The organism is Duganella paludis (assembly GCF_054461335.1).
Genome location: NZ_CM136922.1, coordinates 6,049,805 through 6,070,929, shown reverse-complemented (window position 1 = coordinate 6,070,929; position 21,125 = coordinate 6,049,805). Strand labels below are relative to the sequence as shown.

11 protein-coding genes are annotated in these 21,125 nt (G+C 65.3%); 9 read left to right on the top strand and 2 right to left on the bottom strand.

What is annotated here, in order from left to right:
• Nucleotides 1–3: 3 nt before the first annotated feature.
• Together ACXZ1M_RS26810 and ACXZ1M_RS26805 are read left to right on the top strand one after the other, a co-directional pair.
• Nucleotides 4–2,265: a putative bifunctional diguanylate cyclase/phosphodiesterase gene (locus tag ACXZ1M_RS26810; protein WP_459050644.1), complete on the top strand. Its 2,262-nt coding sequence runs from the start codon at nucleotides 4–6 to the stop codon at nucleotides 2,263–2,265.
• A gap of 154 nt (nucleotides 2,266–2,419) precedes the next feature.
• Nucleotides 2,420–11,770: a type I secretion C-terminal target domain-containing protein gene (locus ACXZ1M_RS26805; RefSeq protein ID WP_459050643.1), complete on the top strand. Its 9,351-nt coding sequence runs from the start codon at nucleotides 2,420–2,422 to the stop codon at nucleotides 11,768–11,770.
• Nucleotides 11,771–11,824: 54 nt separating this feature from the next.
• On the opposite strand, the gene ACXZ1M_RS26800 is transcribed toward ACXZ1M_RS26805, so the two are convergent.
• On the bottom strand, nucleotides 11,825–12,283 hold the full coding sequence (locus ACXZ1M_RS26800) for a CBS domain-containing protein (RefSeq protein ID WP_459050642.1): 459 nt from the start codon (nucleotides 12,281–12,283) through the stop codon (nucleotides 11,825–11,827).
• 184 nt (nucleotides 12,284–12,467) lie between these two features.
• Here ACXZ1M_RS26800 and ACXZ1M_RS26795 point away from each other — a divergent pair, with 184 nt between their 5' ends.
• Nucleotides 12,468–13,178, top strand: coding sequence for an alpha/beta fold hydrolase (locus ACXZ1M_RS26795; RefSeq protein WP_459050641.1), 711 nt, complete (start codon nucleotides 12,468–12,470; stop codon nucleotides 13,176–13,178).
• Here ACXZ1M_RS26795 and ACXZ1M_RS26790 read toward each other — a convergent pair.
• The gene (locus ACXZ1M_RS26790) at nucleotides 13,162–14,535 is read right to left on the bottom strand and encodes a YihY family inner membrane protein (RefSeq protein WP_459050640.1); all 1,374 of its coding nucleotides are present in this window, start codon (nucleotides 14,533–14,535) and stop codon (nucleotides 13,162–13,164) included. The two genes, ACXZ1M_RS26795 and ACXZ1M_RS26790, sit on opposite strands and share 17 nt — an antisense overlap.
• 79 nt (nucleotides 14,536–14,614) lie before the next feature.
• Here ACXZ1M_RS26790 and wrbA point away from each other — a divergent pair, with 79 nt between their 5' ends.
• From wrbA to ACXZ1M_RS26760, 6 genes are read left to right on the top strand one after another with little or no spacing between them, the layout of a single operon-like run.
• On the top strand, nucleotides 14,615–15,214 hold the full coding sequence (wrbA, locus tag ACXZ1M_RS26785; protein ID WP_459050639.1) for an NAD(P)H:quinone oxidoreductase: 600 nt from the start codon (nucleotides 14,615–14,617) through the stop codon (nucleotides 15,212–15,214).
• A 15-nt stretch (nucleotides 15,215–15,229) separates the two neighbouring features.
• Nucleotides 15,230–15,637, top strand: a complete 408-nt coding sequence (locus ACXZ1M_RS26780; protein WP_459050638.1) for a DUF2069 domain-containing protein — start codon at nucleotides 15,230–15,232, stop codon at nucleotides 15,635–15,637.
• Entirely contained in the window at nucleotides 15,637–17,040 is a 1,404-nt protein-coding gene (locus ACXZ1M_RS26775; RefSeq protein ID WP_459050637.1) for an FAD-binding oxidoreductase, read from the top strand. The genes ACXZ1M_RS26780 and ACXZ1M_RS26775 overlap by 1 nt, the downstream gene beginning before the upstream one ends.
• Before the next feature lie 11 nt (nucleotides 17,041–17,051).
• Nucleotides 17,052–17,459, top strand: coding sequence for a DUF4124 domain-containing protein (locus ACXZ1M_RS26770; protein ID WP_459050636.1), 408 nt, complete (start codon nucleotides 17,052–17,054; stop codon nucleotides 17,457–17,459).
• On the top strand, nucleotides 17,459–20,023 hold the full coding sequence (locus tag ACXZ1M_RS26765) for an ABC transporter permease (protein ID WP_459050635.1): 2,565 nt from the start codon (nucleotides 17,459–17,461) through the stop codon (nucleotides 20,021–20,023). The genes ACXZ1M_RS26770 and ACXZ1M_RS26765 overlap by 1 nt, the downstream gene beginning before the upstream one ends.
• Nucleotides 20,023–21,099, top strand: a complete 1,077-nt coding sequence (locus ACXZ1M_RS26760; RefSeq protein WP_459050634.1) for a lipocalin-like domain-containing protein — start codon at nucleotides 20,023–20,025, stop codon at nucleotides 21,097–21,099. The genes ACXZ1M_RS26765 and ACXZ1M_RS26760 overlap by 1 nt, the downstream gene beginning before the upstream one ends.
• Nucleotides 21,100–21,125: the final 26 nt, after the last annotated feature.

Below are 21,125 nucleotides of genomic sequence, written 5' to 3'. Positions count from 1 at the left end.
CACATGCCCCCACCGGTCACACCCCTTGAGCTATCCAAGGATGATCAAGACGATTTGGTATTCTTAGAAGAGCATCCGGCGACGCCTGCGGCGACGCGCACGCGCAATGTGTGGCGGGTCATGATCATCGACGACGATGAAGACGTCCACTCGACCACCACGTTCGCGCTCGGCAACCTCGACATGCAGCACCGCCCGCTCGAATTCGTGCATGCGTATTCGGCCGGCCAGGCGCGCGAACTGCTCAAGCATGAGACGGAGATCGCCGTCATCCTGCTCGACGTCGTCATGGAACAGGATGACGCCGGCCTGCACCTGGTGCGCTACATCCGCGAAACGCTGAAGCTGCACGACGTGCGCATCATCCTGCGCACCGGCCAGCCCGGCTATGCGCCGGAAATCGACGCCATCCGCGACTTCGACATCAACGACTACAAGACCAAGTCCGAGCTGACCCGCATCAAGCTGTTCACCACGGTGACCTCGGCCATCCGCTCCTACGAGCAGATCCGCAAGATCAACGACAGCCGGCGCGGCCTGAACCAGATCGTCCAGGCCAGCACCCAGCTGATGACCTTGCACGGCGTGCAGAATTTCGCCGCCGGCGTGCTGACCCAGATCGCCGACCTGCTGGGCCAGGAGGCCAACGGCGTGCTGTGCGTGCAGGAATGCCCGGCCGACGGCTGCCACGAACTGATGGTGATGGCCACCGCCGGCACCTACCGCCACCTCGACAACATCACCCTGACCGTGCGCGAAGACCAGCGCATCCACGAGGCGCTGGAACAGGCGCTGGCGCAGCGCCGCAACGTCTACGGCCCGGACTACACTACGCTCTACTTCGCCGGGAAGGCCAGCCGCGATTTCGTCGCCTTCCTCGAACTCAAGCGCGCCACCACCGAGATCGACGAGCGCCTGCTGGAGGTTTTCTGCAGCAACGTCGCGGTCGGGCTGGACAACGTCGAACTGGTCTCCCACCTGCACAACGCGGCGTTCTACGACCAGCTGTCCAAGCTGCCCAACCGCACCCGCCTGGTGGAGATCCTCGACGCCACGCTGTCCGGTCCGGCGCGCGAAGACGCCACCCTGTCGCTGGTCGACCTCGACCACTTTGCCGAAACCAACGACGCGCTCGGCCACCAGTTCGGCGACACGCTGCTGGTGTCGGTCGCCGGCCGCCTGCAAACCGAGCTGGGCGGCCAGCTGACCGTGGCCCGCATCGGCGGCGATATTTTCTGTGTGCTGGGCGACTCGTCGCAGGTCAATCCAGGCAATATCCTGGCGCTATTCCAGCGCCCGTTCAGCATCGACGGCCAGGACGTGCAGCTGTCGGCGACGCTGGGCCTGGTGCGCCTGTGCGAGCACGAAGGCAGCGGCGCCGACGCGCTGAAAGATGCCGACATCGCCCTCAAACGCGCCAAGACCCAGCAGCGCGCCGGCCACTTCTACTTCTCGCGCTCGATGGGCGTGGAGATCCGCGAACGGGTGCGCATGATGCATGCGCTGCGCACGGCGTTCGGGCAGAACCAGCTGTTCGTGGTGTACCAGCCGCAGATCGACCTGGCCACGCGCCGGCCGATGGGCGCCGAGGCGCTGCTGCGCTGGCAGACGCCGGACGGCAAGTTCATCTCGCCCGACCGCTTCATCCCGATCGCCGAATATTCGGGCCTGATCATCGACCTCGGCGAATGGGTGATGCGCACCGCCTGCCGCGAGCTGGTCGACCTGCGCAAGGCCGGCCACCACGACTTCATGATGTCGATCAACGTCTCGCAGGTGCAGTTCCGCCACCCGCACTTCCTCGACACGCTGCGCAAAGCGCTGGAAGACACCGGCGCGCCGCCGCAGAACATCGAACTGGAGATTACCGAATCGATGGCCATGGAAGAGCCGGACATGCTGATCAAGATGCTGGGGCAGATCAAGCAGACCGGCGTCAGCATCGCCATCGACGACTTCGGCACCGGCTTCTCGTCGCTGTCCTACCTGCAGCGGCTGCAGATCGACCGCCTCAAGATCGACCGCGCCTTCGTCACCGAAATCACCGGCTCGGCGCGCGGCAGCAGCATCGCCGAAATGGTGATCCAGCTGGGCCGCAACCTGGGCTTGGCGGTGATCGCCGAAGGCGTGGAGGACGAGCGCCAGGCGCAGATCCTGCAAGCGCTGGGCTGCCCGCTGGCCCAAGGCTTCCTGTTCGCCCGCCCGATGACGGCCAGCGCGCTGAATGGCTGGCTCAGCAACGATGCGCTGGAGGGCGCGGCGTAACCCCCTCTCCCGCCGTTAAAAAGCCGCGCACGTCGCGGCTTTTTCATTTGTAGAGTGTATCCTCACATTTGTAACAAAAAGTGAGAAATTGATAGAATGACTACACTAGTTGCATGTTATCCTTCTTTACATTTGTAATCTTAGGATAAGATCTGTGGGTATTTATCAAGGAACATCCGGCAACGACAGTTTGGTCGGCAGCAGCGGCAACGACACCATCAACGGCAAGGCTGGCGATGACACCCTGGACGGCGGCGCCGGCAACGACCTGCTGGACGGTGGCGATGGCAAAGACGTTTTCAACATCAACGACGACAGCGGCCTTGATACCCTGATTGGTGGCAACGGCAACGACACCTTCAATTTGAACTACAATTACGCTGCCAATCTTCCAGGCAGCACCGCAGTCAAAATTGACGCCGGGGCCGGCGACGACACGATTAACCTCAGTTTCATGCAGTGGGCGATGGTCAAGCCGCCCGAAGTGACCGGCGGCACCGGCATCGACACCTACGCAGTCGGCTTCGGCGCCAGCTATATCGCCATGACGATCACCGATTTCACGGCCGGGGCCGGCGGCGACCGTTTCGATCTGCGCAATATCTATCGCGTCACCCCAAGCGACTACAACGGTTACCACGGCGGCAATCCATTTGCCAATGGGCAACTCAAGCTGGTACAGGTTGGCAATGACACCGAGGTGCGCGGCCTGTCGTATTACAGCGGCCCCCCGCAGACCATTTTTATCCTGAAAAACGTCACCGCCAGCGACTTGACCAGCGCGAATTTTGTCGGCGCCTGGGGCCCCGACGGCGCGGCCATCGCCGGCGACATCATCACTGCAGACGACAGCTACGCGCACAGCTACTACGGCGCTGCGTTCAATGACACCATCAACGGCAATGGGTTCGACAATTTTCTGTATGGCCAAGGTGGCGACGATGTCATCAATGGCGGCGCCGGCAACGAGCAGTTGGAAGGCGGCTATGGCGACGACACCCTCAACGGCGGCGCCGGCAACGATGTGCTGAGCGACTGGGGCGGCGCCAACCTGCTGCACGGGGGCGACGGCAATGACCGCCTGTACCACAACAACGGCGGCGACGACTCGCTGTTCGGCGACGCCGGCGACGATCTGATCATTTACTCCGGCTCGACGGCAGCGCAAGCCACCGGCGGCAGCGGCCGCGATACCTATCGCCCCGATGCGAGCTACGATCTGCCGGCCGCACTCACTGTCCTGGATTTCGCGGCCGGCCCGAACGGCGACCTGATCGACATGATGTCGCAACTGTCGCGCAGCACCAAGTACAACGACGGCAACCCCTTCAGCGCCGCCAACGGCTTCCTGCGTGTGGTCCAGGACGGCGCCGACGCCAAGATCCAGCTCGACCGCGACGGCGCCGGCAGCGCCGCCGGCTTCGTCACCGTGCTGACGCTGAAAAACACGGCGGCCAGCACCCTTACCGCTGATAATTTCGTCGGCGGCCTGAAAACCGACGGCTCGCCGGTCATCGGCGTAGTGGCCACGGCCACCGAGCGCGACCTGAATGGCACCAGTTTCAACGATCAGCTGAGCGCCGCATCCGGCGTCCACTACCTGAACGGCTTCGGCGGCGACGACTTGCTGCAAGCGGGGGCCGGCAACGCCCAGGGCATGGGTGACGGCCTTTACGGTGGCAGCGGCAACGACACCCTGAACGGCGCGGCGGCCGCGGACCGCCTCAGCGGCGGTAGCGGCAATGACGTCCTCAGCGGCGGCGGCGGAAACGACCAGCTCGACGGCGGCGACGGCAATGACACGCTGCAAGGCGGCGCCGGCAACGATACCCTGACCACCTCCGGCGGCGGCCTCGATTACCTGGACGGCGGTGACGGCGACGACACCTTCATCTACAGCAAAACCGGCGATCCCAGTAGCATCGCCACCGGCGGCGCCGGACGCGATATCTACCAGCCCAACGGCACGGCCTCTGCCGGCCTCGGCGCGCTGAACATGTGGGTCACGGACTTCGCGGTCGGCGCCGGCGGCGACCAGATCGATCTGGGTCAAATCCTGAGCTACAGCACCACCTACAAAGGCGGCAATCCATTCAGCGCCGAGCTGGCCTATGCGCGGCTGCAGCAGGTGGGCGCCAACACGGTGCTGCAAATCAGCGCCGGCGGCGCAGCTTACCCCAACAGCGTCTACCAGACGGTGCTGACGCTGAACAATGTCGACAAGGCCAGCCTGACCCCCGACAACTTTGTCGGGGGCCTCAAGCCCGATGGCTCGGGCATCGTCGGCATCAGCCTGACGACCAGCGATACTCAAACGACGCTACTCGGTGGCAACTTCGATGACACGTTGACCGCCACCAGCGGCGCCAACTTCCTGTATGGCGGCGGCGGCAACGACCTGCTGCAAGGCGGCAGCGGCGACCCTGACAGACGCGGCGACCTACTCGACGGCGGGAGCGGCCACGACACCCTGCATGGCGGCAGCGCCAACGACGACCTGCGCGGCGGCGACGGCAACGATCAACTGACCGGCGACGACGGCGACGACACCCTGGAGGGCGGAGCCGGCAACGATCTACTGCAAGGCGGCGCAGGCGGTGACCGCTTTGTCATCGGCAGCGACGCCGGGACAGACCAGGATACCCTGGAAGGCGGCGACGGTAACGACCTGTTTGTGTACAACGCCGGCACCACGGGCCTGGCCCTGGTCAGCGGTGGCGCCGGTAGCGACGTCTACCAGCCTGGCGGCGACGGGTATAGCATGAACTACCCCAACGGCCGAAAATTCAACCTGACCGTCAACGACTTCACGCCAGGCGCCGGCGGCGACCAAATTGACCTGGTGCCCATCCTCCGCAATCTGACCGCGTTTGACGGCGGTAATCCTTTCGCCAGCGGCAACAGCTTCCTGCGCCTGCAGCAAAGCGGCGCCGATACGCTGGTGCAGATCCGCTATCTCGGCGAAGCCGACGCCAGTTATCCCTTCGTCACGGTGCTGACGCTGAAAAACGTGCTGGCAAGCAGCCTCGGCGCCGACAACTTCGTCAACGGCCTCCGTCCGGATGGCAACGCCATCAGTTCCGCCGCCCAGCACGCCGTCGCGTCTGATGTGGACCTTACCGGCGGTGTCTTCAATGACACGTTGGTGGCATTGTCCGGCAAAAATCACCTGTACGGGAACGGCGGCGACGACCTGCTGCAAGCCGGAACGGACGGCGATACCTTGAGCGGCGGCAGTGGCAACGACACCTTGATCGGCGGCGCCGGCAACGACGTACTGCGCGGTGATAGCGGCCGCGACCTGTTGCAGGGCGGCGCCGGCAACGACACGCTCTATAGCAGCACCGGCAAGGGGAACGAGACCTTGGAAGGCGGCGCCGGCGACGACTATTTTGAACTGTCGCAATTTGATAACGGGCGCGTAAGTCACGCCCAGGGCGATGGCGGCAACGACAACTTCATGGTGTACTTGGGCGGCACCGGCGTCAACGCGGTGCTTACCGGCGGCGCCGGCCGCGACACTTATTCGGTATTCGGAAGCCTGTACTTCAACAGCGGTGCCTACTTCGAAATCAGCGACTTCACCGCCGGGGATGGCGGCGACGTGCTCGACGTCACCCTGTTGATGAGCATAGCGGCCGGCTTCGGCTACACCGGCGGCAATCCGCTCGATCCGGAGCTTGGCTACCTGCGCTTGGTGCAGAGCGGTGCCGACGTGCGGCTGGAATTCAACTTGTTCCGCGGACCAAGCGACGGCTACATGGCTGTACTAATGCGTAACGTCAACTTATCCGACCTGACGGCGCAAAACATGGTGGGCGCCAATCCCAAGGGACCTATCGTGCCGGGCGTGCTGTTGGAAGGCACCACGGCTGGCGAGACCATCACGGGCGGTTACTTCAACGATACCATCCATGGCAACGGCGGCAACGACATCTTGAACGGCCAGGACGGCGATGACTTGCTGGTGGCCGGTGGGACCAGCCCGGAGCAGAGCGGCAGCGTGCTTCACGGCGGCAACGGTAACGACACCTTGACCGGCGCCAGCGGCCATGACTATCTCGACGGCGGCGCTGGCAACAACCAGTTGTCCGGCGGCGCAGGAAACGACAGCTTCCTCGTCGGCGAAGGAAACAACAGTGCCGAGGGCGGGGACGGCGACGATGACTTCACCGTGGGCGGCGGCGGCAACCAACTCCTCGTGGGCGGCGCCGGCAATGACACGCTATGGGTGTTCGCCAGCGCGAACTATAGCGGCAACGTACGCTTCGATGGCGGTGACGGCAACGATCTCGTCCTGATTAAAGGCGGCTATACAGGCAGTCTGCGGTTCAATTTCAGCGGCGGCGCCGACACCGACAGCTACAGCATCGATGGCATGACGGCGGGCGCCAATATTCACATCAACGACTTTGCCACCGGCGCCGGCGGCGACAAACTGGCCTTGACCGATGCGCTGCAAGCGTTCGACGTCACCCCCTTGGCGCTGCTCGACCCCATCAAAGCGGGCTATCTCAAGCTGGTCCAGCAAGGCGCGAACGTGCTGGTACAGCTGGACATCGATGGCAGCGGCAGCGACTACGCGCTGCGCACTGTGCTGACGCTGGATAACATCAAGGTTGGCGACGTCACGAGCGCCAACTTTGCCGGCAGATCGCTGGTAGCCGATTGGCGCGGCGACCTGTACGGCACGCTCGGCAGCGATCTGCTCGAGGGCGACTACGAGGCCAACCGGATCGAGGCGGGTGCCGGCGATGACACCCTGGCCAGCGGCGGCGGCGACGACACCCTGATCGGCGGCGCCGGCGACGACCTCTACCTCCTCGATGAGGGCAACGTCACCATCACCGAGCTGGCCAATGGCGGCATGGACACCGTACGAACCGCGCGAGACGGCTACACGCTGGCGGCCAACCTCGAAGCCCTGCAATACACCGGTGATCGCGATTTTTACGCAACAGGCAACGCCGGCGGCAACCTGCTCACCGGCGGCGCCGGCAACGACACCTTCGACGGCAACGGCGGCAGCGACATCCTGACCGGACTGGGCGGCGACGACGTCTACTTCGTGCGCGGCGCCGGCGACCGCGTTGTGGAAGCGGACAATGGCGGCAACGACACGGTACAGGTGACCTACGCCAACGCGGCCTACACCCTGGCGGCCAACGTCGAAACGGCCGTCCTGACAACCACGGCGGGAGCCGGCAGCCTGACCGGCAACGAACTCAACAACTACCTCGGCGGCAATGGCGTCGCCAACGTCCTCAACGGCGGTGCCGGCAACGACACGCTCGACGGTGGCGCCGCCGCCGACAAGCTGGCCGGCGGCAAAGGCGACGACCTGTATCTGGTCGACAACGCCGGCGACACGGTCACCGAACTGGCCGGCGAAGGCATGGACACGGTGGAAACCACGCTGGCGAAATATGCGCTGACCAGCGGCGTTGAGCATCTGCGCTACACCGGTGGCAGCGGCTTCGCCGGCACCGGCAACGACCTTGCCAACCGCATCAGCGGCGCCAGCGGCAATGACCTGCTGGTCGGCGGCGCCGGCAACGACACCCTGACAGGTGGCGGTGGCGCCGATACCATCGACGGCGGCGACGGCGATGACACTGTGCAGCTGGCCGGCCAGATCGACCACTACACGCTCTCGCGCGTGAATGGCGTGGTCACCCTGAGCAACAGCATCCGCGGCGAGATCGTCAGCCTCAAGGGCATAGAAACCGTGGTGTTCGCCGACGCAACGTGCGACATCGCGACGCTGTTGCTGAACCAGATCAGCGACGGCGACGACTACCTGAACGGCACCGACGGCGACGACAGCATCGACGGCCTGGCCGGCGCCGATGTCATGACCGGCGGCGCCGGCAACGACCGCTACGTGATCGACAACGTCAAGGACACGGTCAAGGAAGTGGCCGGCGAAGGCATGGACACGGTCGAGCTGGCATTCAAGAGCGCCGCCGCTTACGCCCTGGCCGGCAACGTGGAAAACGCGCTGGTGACGGCGGCCGCCACGGTGGCCGTGAACGTCACGGGCAATGAACTGGCCAACCAGATCACCGGCAACGCCGCCGCCAACATCCTGAGCGGCGGCGCCGGCAACGACACGCTCGACGGCGGCGCGGGCGCGGACCAACTGATCGGCGGCGTCGGCGACGATGAATACCGCGTCGACAACGCGGGCGACACCATCGTCGAAGGCCTCAACGAAGGCATCGACAGCGTGCGCACCACGCTGTCGACCTACACGCTGGCGGCCAACGTGGAAAACCTGTCCGGCCCCGGCAATGGCGTTTTCAACGCCACCGGCAACGCGCTGGCCAACCGGATTGAAGGCGGCCTCGGCGCCGACACCCTGTCCGGCCTGGCCGGCAACGACACGCTGTCCGGGGGTGTCGGCAATGACTCGTTGCTGGGCGGCGATGGCGACGACCTGCTCGACGGCGGCATCGGCGCCAACCTCCTGGATGGCGGCGCCGGCAGCGACACCGCCATCGCGCTGGCCGACTTCAGCGCCTACACCGTGACCCGCCCGAACGCCACCGACACCGTGCTGGTCGACGCCGCCAGCGGCGAGAGCCTGACGTTGCGCGGGGTGGAATTCGTCAATTTCAACGGCACGCTGATGTCGATGCAAGACGTGCAGCTCAACATCAAGAGCGTGGGCAACGACTTCATGCGCGGCGGCAGCGGCGACGACCTGATGGACGGCGGGCTGGGTGCCGACAACATGAGCGGGGGCGACGGCAACGACACCTACCTGGTGGACGACGCCAACGACGTCATCGTGGAAGCCGAAAATGGCGGCGATGATCTGGCGAAAATCGGCTTGACCAAGGCCGCCACCTACACCCTGGCGGCCAACCTGGAGCACGCCACCGTCACGGCGGCCGCCATGATCGCCGTCAACCTGACCGGCAATGCGCTCGACAATGCACTGACCGGCAACGCCGCCGTCAACACCCTGACCGGCGGCCTCGGCAACGATACGTTGGATGGCGGCGCCGGCGCCGATAAATTGATAGGCGGCCTCGGTAACGATACCTACAAAGTGGACAACACCGGCGACGTGATCACCGAGCTGGCCGGCCAGGGCGCCGACCGGGTCGAGACCACGCTGGTGAAATACACGCTGGGCGCCAACGTCGAGCATCTGCAGTATGCCGGCAGCATGGCCTTCAGCGGCACGGGCAATGAGCTGGGCAACAACCTCGGCGGCGGCGCCGGCAACGACACCTTGAGCGGCCTGGCCGGCGACGACACCCTGGGCGGCAACGGCGGCGTCGACCTGATCGACGGTGGCACCGGCCGCGACACCCTCACCTTGCTGGGCAACTTCAGCGACTACATGCGCAGCCGTCCCAACGCGACCGACCTGGTGCTGACCAACGCCATCACCAAGGAAAGCATCACCGTGCGCGGCGTGGAAATGTTCCGGTTTATCGACGGCGACAAGCCGCTGGCCGATATGATCTACAACATCGCCAGCCTCGGCGACGACAGCCTGTTCGGCTCGGACGGCGACGACCACCTCATCGGCGGGAGCGGCGCCGACCAGATGTCCGGCGGCCTGGGCGATGACAAATACACGGTGGATCAGAGTGGCGACCGGGTCATCGAACTGGCTGACGGCGGCCTGGATCTGGTGCTGGTGGCCTATACCAAGGCCGACACCTTCGCGCTGGGCGACAACGTCGAGAACGCGACGGTGACGGCAGCGGCCGGCATCGCCGTCAACCTGAGCGGCAACGCGCTGGACAACCTGCTGACCGGTAACGGCGCCGCCAACACCTTGACCGGCGGCGCGGGCAACGACACGCTCGACGGCGGCGCGGGCGCCGACAAACTGCTGGGCGGCCTCGACGACGATCTCTACTTGGTGGACAACGCCGGCGACCTCATCACCGAACTGGCCGGCCAAGGCCAGGACCGGGTGGAAACGACCTTGGCGAAGTACACGCTGACCGCCAACGTGGAAGACCTGTTGTTCACCGGCGCCGGCGGATTCGCCGGCAGCGGCAACGACCTCGGCAACAGCATCGCCGGCGGCGCCGGCAACGATAGCCTGAGCGGTCTGAGCGGCGACGACATTCTGTCCGGCGGCGCCGGTAACGACACGTTGCTCGGCGGTGAAGGCGCCGACCAGCTGGACGTGGGCACCGGCAGCGACCTGGCCGACGGCGGCAACGGCGTCGATACGCTGACCCTGCTGGGTAATTTCAGCGACTACGCGCGCAGCCGCTCCAGCGCGACCGACACCGTGCTGGTCAACAATGTCACGAAGGAAAGCATCACGGTACGCAATGTCGAGCAGTTCATCTTTGCCGATGACAGCAAGACGCTGGCCGATGTCAACGCCAATTCCGCCAGCCCGCTCAGCGACAACCTGACCGGCACCAGCGGCAACGACAATATCAACGGCGGCGCGGGCGCGGACACCATGGCGGGCGGCCTGGGCGACGACACGTACACCATCGACCAAAGCGGCGACGTGATCGTCGAAGAGGCCGGCGCTGGCAGCGACTTTGTGCAAGTGGCCTACACCAAGGCCGGCGAGTTCGTCCTGGGCGAGTACCTGGAAAACGCCACCGTGACGGCGGCGGCCGGCATCGCCGTCAACCTCACCGGCAACGCCCTGGACAACGTATTGACCGGCAACGGCGCCGCCAATACGCTCTCCGGCGGGGCCGGCGCGGATACACTGGACGGCGGCGCTGGCGCCGACAAACTGATCGGCGGCAGCGGCGACGACAGCTATGTGGTCGACAACACCGGCGACGTCATCACCGAACTGGCCGGCGGCGGCCGCGACCTGGTCACAGTCAAGGGCATCAACAGCTACAGCCTGTCGTCCGAGGTGGATGACCTGGTGTTCAACGGCGCCACCACCTTTACCGGCAACGGCAACATCCTGGCCAACAGCATCACCGGCGGTGGCGGCAACGACATCCTCAACGGCCTGGGCGGCAACGACGTGCTTACTGGCAACGCCGGCAACGACAAGCTGCTGGGCGGCGACGGCGACGATGTGCTGAACGGCGGCGACGGCAACGACACCATCACCGGCGGCAACGGCGCCGATACCATCGTGCTGGATTCCAAGGTCGGCGTGGATACGGTGACCGACTTCGTCAGCGCCAGCGACAAGCTGTCGCTGAGCCAAGACGTGTTCGGCATCGGCAACGGCGACCTGACGCTGGACAACGCCGTGGTGCAGGCAAGCACCGGCGGCTTCGCCAGCGATGCGGAACTGGTGATCCTGACGCAGAACATCGCGACCATGAGCGCCGGCGCCGCAGCCACGGCCATCGGTTCGGCCGCCAGCGCCTACGGCGTGGGCGACAAAGCCCTGTTCGCGCTGCACAGCGGCACCACCACCACGCTCTACCTGTTCACGTCTAACGGCACGGATGCCGGGGTGAGCGCCGCAGAGCTGACCCAGCTGGTCACGTTGACCGGCGTCACCACCCTCTCGGCAGCGGACCTGGTGTTCGCGTAACAAAAAAGGCCACGAACGCAAGCGCTCGTGGCCTTTTTAAATTCCCCTGAGGAATTAATCAGTCGCGGCCTGCTCGGCTTCGGCCGGCCAGTCGCGGATGTAGGCTTTCAGCATGCGGTTCTCGAAGCTCTGCGCTTCCAGCACGGCGCGGGCGACGTCGTAGAACGAGATCACGCCGAGGATGGTCTTGGCGTTCATCACCGGCAGGTAGCGCGCGTGCTTTTCCAGCATGATGCGGCGCACTTCGTTGACGTCGGTGTCGGGCGTCACGGTGATCGGATGGTCTTCCATGTGCTTGCGCACGGTGCCGGCGCCGACATTGCCTTGGTTTTCGTGCAGCGCGCGCAGCACTTCACGGAAGGTCAGCATGCCGACCAGATCGCCAAATTCCATGACGACCAGCGAGCCGATGTCTTTTTCCGCCATGGTGTTGGCGGCGTCCGCCAGCGGTTGATCGGGGGAGATGGTGTAAAGGATAGAGCCTTTAACCTGGAGAATTTCGGAGACTTTCATTTGGGCCGTCCTGTCCGCTGATATAAGCGCTGTGAATGGGAGTTGTAGTTGTTCTAGCCTTGTACCGAATGTAGCCTATGCCCGGCAAAAAAGCCAGCGGTACGGATAAGCAAAACATAACATTGTTGTCGTGCTGTTGCCAAGCCACGATTCGCGGTAGGATGGGGACAAAAAGGAGACGGTTATGCTGGTGGTTTTCATACACGGTGCGCTCAACGACCATCGCGTCTGGGCGGCCCAAAGCCGCTGGTTCGCGGAACACGGGCACGAGGTGCTGGCGCTGGACCTGCCGAGCCACGGCGCCACGCCCGGCCCCGCGCTGGACAGCGTCGCCGCCATGGCCGACTGGGTGCTGACGACGCTCGATACGGCCGGGGTAACGCAAGCGGCGCTGGTGGGCCACAGCATGGGCGCCCTGATCGCGCTGGAGGCGGCGGCCAAGGCGCCGCAACGCGTCACGCATCTGGCGCTGCTGGGCGCCACCTATCCGATGAAAGTGGCGGATGCTCTGCTGGAGACGGCGCGCAGCGACGAAGCGCGCGCCATCGACATGGTCACCAAGTGGTCGCACAGTCCCGGCTATGCCGATACCGAAGCGCTGCGCCAGCTGATGCTGACCATGGCGGGCAAGCAGCTGCTCCACACCGATCTCGCGGCCTGCAACAGCTATGCCGGCGGCGACGCCGCAGCCTCGCTGGTGGCCTGCCCCACCCTGTTCATCTTCGGCGCCAACGATGTGATGACGCCGCCGAAATCGGCCTCGCACCTGAGCACCAGCATCGCCAACGCCCACACCATCACCCTGGCCAGCGGCCACGCGCTGATGACCGAGCAGCCGGAGGCGGTCAACGCCAACCTGCTGAACTTTATGATCGGCTCTAGCGACAGTCGATAGGGCCGAAATGGTCGGCCAGGGTCTTGCCCAGGCCCGACTCGACGGCGGTTTCCACTTCCCGCGCCAGCGAAGCCGCTTCGCGCGCGGCCTGCCGGTCGCGCTCATCGTCACCATCGGCGATCACGCCGGCGTTGACCGGCGCACCGGTGAACACGAACAGGCGATAAACCTCGGCCAGCGTGAGTTTGTCGACGTTGGCGAGGATGACCCAATGATCGCCCTCGCTCACGCGCTTGCCCCACTGGACGCGCGGCGGCGCGGCCACCGGCACCCGTCCCACCCAGCCTTCGGCCATCATGCGCTCGAGCAGATTGTCCATTTCATCGAAGCCCAGCCGCGTGCGGGAGCGGATCTGGGCGGCGCTGACCAGCGCCGTGTCGCCGCATTTGCAGGCCACGTGCAGCACCTTGAGGATGGCCATGGCGTCGACGAATTCACCGCCCGGCTGCGCCTCGTGCCACCAGCGTTCGTATTTCACCACCGGCAGCGCGGCCACCAGCAAGGCGCCGAACAGGGTAATCAGCCATGACAGGTAGATCCACAGCAGGAACAGCGGCACCGCCGCCAGCGCGCCGTAGATCTTGGAGTACGTCGGGAACTGGGTGATGAAGACCGAGAAGCCGCGCTTGGCCAGCTCGAACGCCAGGCCGGCCACCAGGCCGCCCCAGGCCGCGTCGCGCCAGTCGACGTCGCGGTTCGGCACGGCCACGTACAACAGCGTGAAAGTGGCCGTGGTCAGCGCCAGCGACAGCGCCGTGTAGATCAGCGCACCGAGCACCGGCACATGGCCCACCAAATCGCTGGTGGCCATGAACACCTGCGACGACAAGGTAAGCGAAACGCCGATCAGCAAGGGGCCGAGCGTGATCAAGGCCCAGTAGACCAGTATCCGCTTGGTCAGGCTGCGCTGGCCGCGCACGCGCCAGATGCGGTTGAACACGCGCTCGATGAGACTCATCATCGCGATCGAGGTGAAGGTCAGCGTGACCGCGCCCACCGCCGACAGCCGCGAGGCCTTGGAGGCGAACATGGTAAGGTAATTCAGGATCGTGCTGGACACCGACTTCGGCATCACGCTCGACACGAAGTACGCTTCCAGCGACTGGCGGAAGGTGGCGAACAGCGGAAACGTGGTGAAGATGGCAAGCGCGATGGTCAACAGCGGCACCATCGCAAACACGGTGGTGAAGGTCAGGCTGCCGGCCACCTGCGGCAGGCTCTCCTCGCGCAGGCGGCGATGGGCGAACAGGAACAGGTCGCGCACTTCGGGCCAGGTCAGGGACCGCGCCGTCTCCCAGCCGCTTTTACAGCTGCGGGAGATATATTGGATAAACCAGTGGATGTACTTTTCGATCATGGGCGATATCTTACAGTTACAGCGTGTATTACAACAGTGGCAATGATGCCAGCCGCTAAAGCACCCTATAATAACGCCGATGAACTCTCTGACTATTCTTGTACTGTTTTACTCGCGCCATGGCGCCACGCGCAAACTGGCCGAGCTGATCGCCCAGGGCATCGAAAGTGTGCCGGGCTGCGATGCGCGCCTGCGCACCGTGCCGGCCGTGTCCAGCGTGGCCGAGGCCACCGAGCCGGACGTGCCGGCCGACGGCGCCCCATATGTCGAGCTGGATGACCTGACCGAGTGCGCCGGCATCGCGGTCGGCTCGCCCACCCGCTTCGGCAATATGGCCTCGGCCATGAAGTATTTCTGGGACGGCACCGCCAGCCAATGGCTGTCCGGCGCGCTGGCGGGCAAGCCGGCCTGCGTATTCACCTCCACCGGCAGCCTGCACGGCGGCCAGGAATCGACGCTGCTGTCGATGATGATCCCGCTGTTCCATCACGGCCTGATGGTGCTTGGCCTGCCGTACACCCATCCCGAACTGATGACCACCGCCAGCGGCGGCACGCCCTACGGCGCCAGCCACTGGTCCGGCCTCGATGGCAAGAAGGTCTTCACCGAAGACGAGAAGCGGCTGGCCATCGCCCTGGGCAAGCGGCTGGCGGAAACCGCAGTCAAACTTAACGCATAAGCACGGACAGGCGCCATGGAAACCACAATGCAAAAATATTTTCACTGGGGCGCGATCGGCAGCCTGGTGACGCTGATTATCTTGTGCGTGCTGTGGGAGATGGTACTGGCGCCCTTGAAGCCGGGCGGCTCGTGGCTGGTGCTGAAGGCCGCGCCGCTGCTGCTGCCGCTGTACGGCGTCTACAAGCGCGATATCTACACGCTGCAGTGGACCTCGATGATGATCCTGCTGTACTTCACCGAAGGCGTAGTGCGCGGCTGGAGCGACATCGGCAACCTGTCGGCATGGCTCGGTTGGGGCGAGGCGGCGGTGGTCTGCGTGTACTTCGTGTGCGCCGTGCTGTATCTGCGGCCGTACAAGCGCGCCGCCAGGAAGCTGGCCAAGGAGTTGCTCGACAAGGTCAAGGTTAACACGGTCAAATAATGGACTTTCTCACGCAATGCCGCAGCGTCGTCGGCGCCGCCCATGTGCTGGACGCAGCGGCGGACATGGCGCCCTTCCTCACCGATTGGCGCGGACGCTTTACCGGCCGCGCGCTGGCGGTGCTGCGTCCCGGCTCGGTGGAGGAAGTGGCGACATTAATGCGCGCTTGCGCCGAGCACCGCGTGGCGCTGGTGCCGCAAGGCGGCAATACGGGACTGGTGCTGGGCAGCGTGCCCGATGCCAGCGGCGCGCAGGTGGTGCTGTCGCTGGCGCGGCTGAACAGCGTGCGCCAAGTCGATCCGGTCAACCGCACCATGACGGTGGATGCCGGCTGCATCCTGCAACAGATCCAGCAGGCCGCCGCTGCGGCGGACTGCCTGTTTCCCCTGTCGCTGGCGGCCGAAGGCAGCTGCACCATCGGCGGCAACCTGTCGACCAATGCCGGCGGCACGGCGGTTCTGCGTTACGGGAATACCCGCGAACTGTGTTTGGGGTTGGAGGTCGTCACGCCGCAGGGCGAGATCTGGAGCGGCTTGCGCGGCCTGCGCAAGGACAATACCGGCTACGATCTGCGCGACCTGTTCATCGGCGCGGAAGGCACGCTGGGCATCATCACCGGCGCGGTGCTCAAGCTGTACCCGCAGCCCAAGGCCAGCATCACTGCGCTGGCGGCGCTACCCTCGCCCGCTCATGCGCAACAGCTGCTGGTGCTGATGCAGGATCATTGTGGCTCCAGCCTGACCGGTTTCGAACTGATGTCGCGCTACTGCCTGGAGCTGGTGGCGCAGCAGTTCCCGCAGTTGGCGCAACCGTTCAGCGAGCCGCATACCCAATTCGTTTTGCTGGAATTGTCCAGCTCCGAGTCGGAAGCGCATGCGGTCGGCCTGCTGGAACGTTCGATCGGCGCGGCGCTGGAGCGCCATGTGATCGGCGATGCGGTGGTGGCGACTTCGGTGGCGCAATCGGCCCGCCTGTGGCAGCTGCGCGAGCATATCCCGCTGGCACAGGCCAAGGCTGGCAAGAACATCAAGCATGATATTTCGCTGCCGGTGTCGCGCATCGCGGACTTCATCGCCGTGACCGCGCCGCAGCTGGAGTCGGCCTTCCCCGGCTGCCAGTTGGTCTGCTTCGGCCATCTGGGCGATGGTAACCTGCACTTCAATGTCGCGCCACCGGCCGGGATCTCCAACGAGGACTTCCTCGCAAACCAGGAACAGGTCAACCGCCTTGTGCACGACAGCGTGGTCGCCTTCGGTGGCTCGATTTCGGCGGAACATGGCATCGGCGCTTTGAAGCGCGATGAGCTGGCGCACTACAAATCGGCGGTAGAACTCAACATGATGCGAGCCATCAAAGCGGCATTGGATCCGCTGGGTATTATGAATCCCGGTAAAGTCCTATGAGCGAGGTTGAGATGAATATCCTGATCGTTGCGATGCTGGTTGGCGCGGTCTACAAATGCACGGCCGACGGCAAGGTCAGTTACAGCGATGCGCCGTGCCCCACCGGCACGCAGGAGGCGACGCTGTCCACGCCCGCCGCGCCGGCGCCCGATCCGGCGGCCGGCGCCGCGCTGCGCAAGCAGCAAAAGCAAGCCGATATGCTGGAAAAGGCGCGCCTGAAGCGGGAGGAACGCGAAGAACGCGAAGCGGCCAGCGCCGCCAAGACCGCCGCCGTGCAGCGCAAGAAGTGCGACCAGCTCAAACTCAAGAAACGCTGGGCCGACGAAGACGCCCGCCGCGCCACTGGACAAGCCACCGAACCAGCGCGCTTGCGCGCCCACCGCGCCGGCGAAGCCATGGCGCTGGAGTGTCCGCGCTGATGTCATCCGCATCGATGCGCCGTCTTTCGCGCTGGCTGCTGTTGGGCGAATGGCGCGCGCATCCGGTGCGGGCTTTGGTGGCGATAGCGGCCATCGCGGTCGGCATCTCGCTCGGCTTTGCCATCCACCTGATTAACGCAGCGGCCTTCAACGAGTTCTCGGCGGCCGTGAAAAGCCTGTCCGGCGTGGCCGATATCCAGGTGCGCGGCACCGAGCCGTTTTTCGACGAAGCCATCTACCCGACGCTGGCGCAGCGCGAAGGCGTGGTGGTCGCCTCGCCCGTGCTGGAATTCGACGCCTCCGTGCCAGGCCGGCAGACCGCACTGAAAATCATCGGCATCGACGCCTTTCGCGCCGGCTTCGTGGCGCCGGACCTGATCGGCGTGCCGGCCGAAGACCGCATAGCAGACACCTTGGCCGACGACGCCCTGTTCCTCTCTGCCGCCGCCCAACAATGGCTGCAGCCGAAGGACGACATGGTCACGCTGCAAGTCGGCACCGGTGCACTGACGCTGCGCATCGCCGGGTCGCTGCCTGGCGCGCGCGCCGGCCAGCGCATCGCTGTGATGGACATCGGCGCCGCGCAATGGCGCTTCGAAAAACTCGGCCAGCTCTCCCGCATCGACCTCAAACTGCGCGACGGCGTCAATCGCGACTTCTTCAAGACGCAACTACAACAGGACCTGCAACGCCAGTATCCCGGCCGCTTCCGCGTCAACCAGCCGAATGACGAAGAACAGAACAACCGCAACGAAGGCATGAGCCGCGCCTACCGCGTCAACCTCACCGTGCTCGCGCTGGTGGCGCTGTTTACCGGCGCCTTCCTCGTGTTCTCCACGCAGGCGCTGTCGGTGATCCGCCGCCGCAGCCAGTTCGCACTGCTGCGCGTGCTGGGCATGGACCGCCGCCACCTGCTGCGCCAGATCCTGATCGAAGGCTTGTGCCTGGGCGTGGCCGGTTCCGCGCTGGGCATCGCCGCCGGCTACGGCATGGCCGCCGCCGCGCTGCATTTCATGGGCGCCGACCTAGGCGCGGGCTTCTTCTCCGGCGTGCGCCCGCAAGTGCATTTCACGCCGGTGGCGGCCACAGTCTACTTCGCGCTCGGCGTAGCGGTCGCGTTGCTGGGTTGCGCGGCCCCGGCGCTGGACGCCGCGCGCGCCAAGCCGGCCGTGGCGCTCAAGTCGGGCACCGAGGAGGCGGCGATATCGGGACTGTCGCGTACCTGGCCGCCACTGGCGCTGATGGCGCTGGCCGCGCTGCTGTCGCAAGCACCGCCTGTGTTCGAGCTGCCGCTGTTCGGCTATCTGTCGATCGCACTGCTGCTGATTGGCGCCATCGGCTTGATGCCGCGCCTGGCCTCCATCGTATTTCGCTACGCGCACCGGCGCTGGAGCGCCGCCACCGCACACAAGCCCGGCGCCTCGGCCGTCATGACGCTCACCCTGTCGCGGCTGGCCAATGCGTCCAGCCAGGCCGGCATCGCGCTGGGCGGCGTGCTGTCGAGTTTCAGCCTGATGGTGGCGATGGCCATCATGGTCGCCAGCTTCCGCGTGTCGCTGGACGACTGGCTGCTGCACATCCTGCCGGCCGATATCTATGTCGGTACCGCCACCGGCGGCGTGACGGCCGGCCTGCGCCCGCAGGAACAGGCGGCGCTGGCCGCATTGCCCGGCGTGGCACACGCCGATTTCCTGCGCACGCGCTCCGTGTCGTTGGCTTCAGCGCGGCCGCCGGTCACACTCATGGCGCGCAATGTCGACGCCGCCGATCCTGGCCGCACATTGGCCATCGTCGGCGAAGCGCGCGCGCCGCAGCGTGGCGCACAGCCGGTGTGGATTTCGGAAGCGATGGTGGATTTGTACGGCATGGCGGTCGGACAACGCATCGAACTGCCGCTCAACGGCGCGATGCATGCCTTCCAGGTGGCCGGCGTGTGGCGCGACTACGCGCGGCCGACCGGCACCATCCAGATGCAGCTGAGCGACTACCGGGCCATCACCGGCGACACCGACGCCAGCGGCGTCGCCCTGACGCTCAAGCCGCAGGCCAAGGCCGAAGATACCATCGCGGCCTTGAAGCGCCTGCCGTTCGCCGCCACGCTGGACGCCAGCGAACCCTCCGAGATCCGCGCCATGAGCATGAAGATATTCGACCGCAGTTTCGCCATCACCTATCTGCTGGAGGCGATCGCCATCGTCATCGGCCTGTTTGGCGTGGCAGCCACCTTCTCGGCGCAGACACTGGCGCGGGCCAAGGAATTCGGCATGCTGCGCCACGTTGGCGTCACACGCCGGCAGGTGCTGGCGATATTGGCGATTGAAGGCGGCTCGCTGACGGCGCTCGGCATCGCCACCGGCTTTGTGCTGGGATGGGTGATCAGTTTGATCTTGGTATTCGTCGTCAATCCGCAATCGTTCCACTGGACCATGCAGCTGCATTTGCCTTGGCCGCTGCTGGGCGCTGTGGCCAGCCTGCTGCTGGCCGCCGCCGCGCTCACCGCGCTGCTGGCCGGCCGCCAGTCGTTGTCCGGTGGGCCGATCCGCGCCGTCAGGGAGGACTGGTGATGTTACGTTTTCTGTATATTCTGCTTTCGCTGCTGTCGGCCGCCGCCCACGCCGCCGGACCGCAATACCAGGCGGTGATGCCGCTGCAGTCCGGCGCCACGCTCGCCTTCCCTAAAGACTACGGCGCGCATCCCGACTACAAAACCGAATGGTGGTACGTCACCGGCTGGCTCAACACGCCGGGCGGCAAGCCGCTCGGCTTCCAGGTCACCTTCTTCCGCAGCGGCAGCGGCCATGACCGCGCCAATCCAAGCCAATTCGCGCCGAAGCAGCTGATCATCGGCCACGCCGCCCTGTCCGACCCGGCCAACGGCAAGCTGCTGCACGACCAGCGCAGCGCGCGCGAAGGCTTCGGCCTGTCCTACGCCAGGCAGGGCGACACCAACGTCAAGCTGGAAGACTGGCACATGGTGCGCGCCGCCGACGGCAGCTACGCCATCCACGTCGATGCCCCGCAATTCGCCTTCGATATCAAACTAGCACCATCGCAACCGGTGCTGCTGCAGGGCCAGAATGGCTATTCGCGCAAAGGCCCGCGCCCCAACAACAGCAGCTATTACTACAGCGAGCCGCAGTTGCAGGTCAGCGGCAGCATCACGCGCGCCGGCAAGCCCATGGCCGTCAGCGGCACCGCGTGGCTGGACCACGAATGGTCGACCGACTCCCTCGACGCCGACACCACCGGGTGGGACTGGATCGGCGCCAACCTGGCCGACGGCGGCGCGTTGATGGCTTTCCAAGTCCGCAGCAAGACAGGTGCTACACTATGGGCGCACGCGACATGGCGCGATGCTTCCGGTAAGATCACGCAGTTCTCGCCGGACCAGGTCAAATTTACCCCGCAAAGGCGGTGGCGTTCGCCCCGCACCAATGCCGAGTATCCCGTTGCGACCCAGCTCACCACCGGCAACACCGTGTGGGACATCGTGCCTTTGCAGGACGACCAGGAGCTCGATTCGCGCCGGTCGACCGGCGCCGTGTACTGGGAAGGCGCGGTAACGCTGAGCCGCGACGGCAAGCCGGCCGGACACGCCTACCTGGAGATGACCGGCTATGTACGACCAATGAAACTGTAGATAACAATAAAAAGCTGCACCAAACG

Bases quoted from the DNA above. Each gene is read 5' to 3' on its own strand.
- ACXZ1M_RS26770 (WP_459050636.1), top strand. From the start codon at position 17,052: ATGAATATCCTGATCGTTGCGATGCTGGTTGGCGCGGTCTACAAATGC.
- ACXZ1M_RS26760 (WP_459050634.1), top strand. From the start codon at position 20,023: ATGTTACGTTTTCTGTATATTCTGCTTTCGCTGCTGTCGGCCGCCGCC.
- ACXZ1M_RS26810 (WP_459050644.1), top strand. From the start codon at position 4: ATGCCCCCACCGGTCACACCCCTTGAGCTATCCAAGGATGATCAAGAC.
- ACXZ1M_RS26790 (WP_459050640.1), bottom strand. From the start codon at position 14,535: ATGATCGAAAAGTACATCCACTGGTTTATCCAATATATCTCCCGCAGC.
- ACXZ1M_RS26765 (WP_459050635.1), top strand. From the start codon at position 17,459: ATGTCATCCGCATCGATGCGCCGTCTTTCGCGCTGGCTGCTGTTGGGC.
- ACXZ1M_RS26780 (WP_459050638.1), top strand. From the start codon at position 15,230: ATGGAAACCACAATGCAAAAATATTTTCACTGGGGCGCGATCGGCAGC.
- ACXZ1M_RS26795 (WP_459050641.1), top strand. From the start codon at position 12,468: ATGCTGGTGGTTTTCATACACGGTGCGCTCAACGACCATCGCGTCTGG.
- ACXZ1M_RS26775 (WP_459050637.1), top strand. From the start codon at position 15,637: ATGGACTTTCTCACGCAATGCCGCAGCGTCGTCGGCGCCGCCCATGTG.
- ACXZ1M_RS26800 (WP_459050642.1), bottom strand. From the start codon at position 12,283: ATGAAAGTCTCCGAAATTCTCCAGGTTAAAGGCTCTATCCTTTACACC.
- wrbA (WP_459050639.1), top strand. From the start codon at position 14,615: ATGAACTCTCTGACTATTCTTGTACTGTTTTACTCGCGCCATGGCGCC.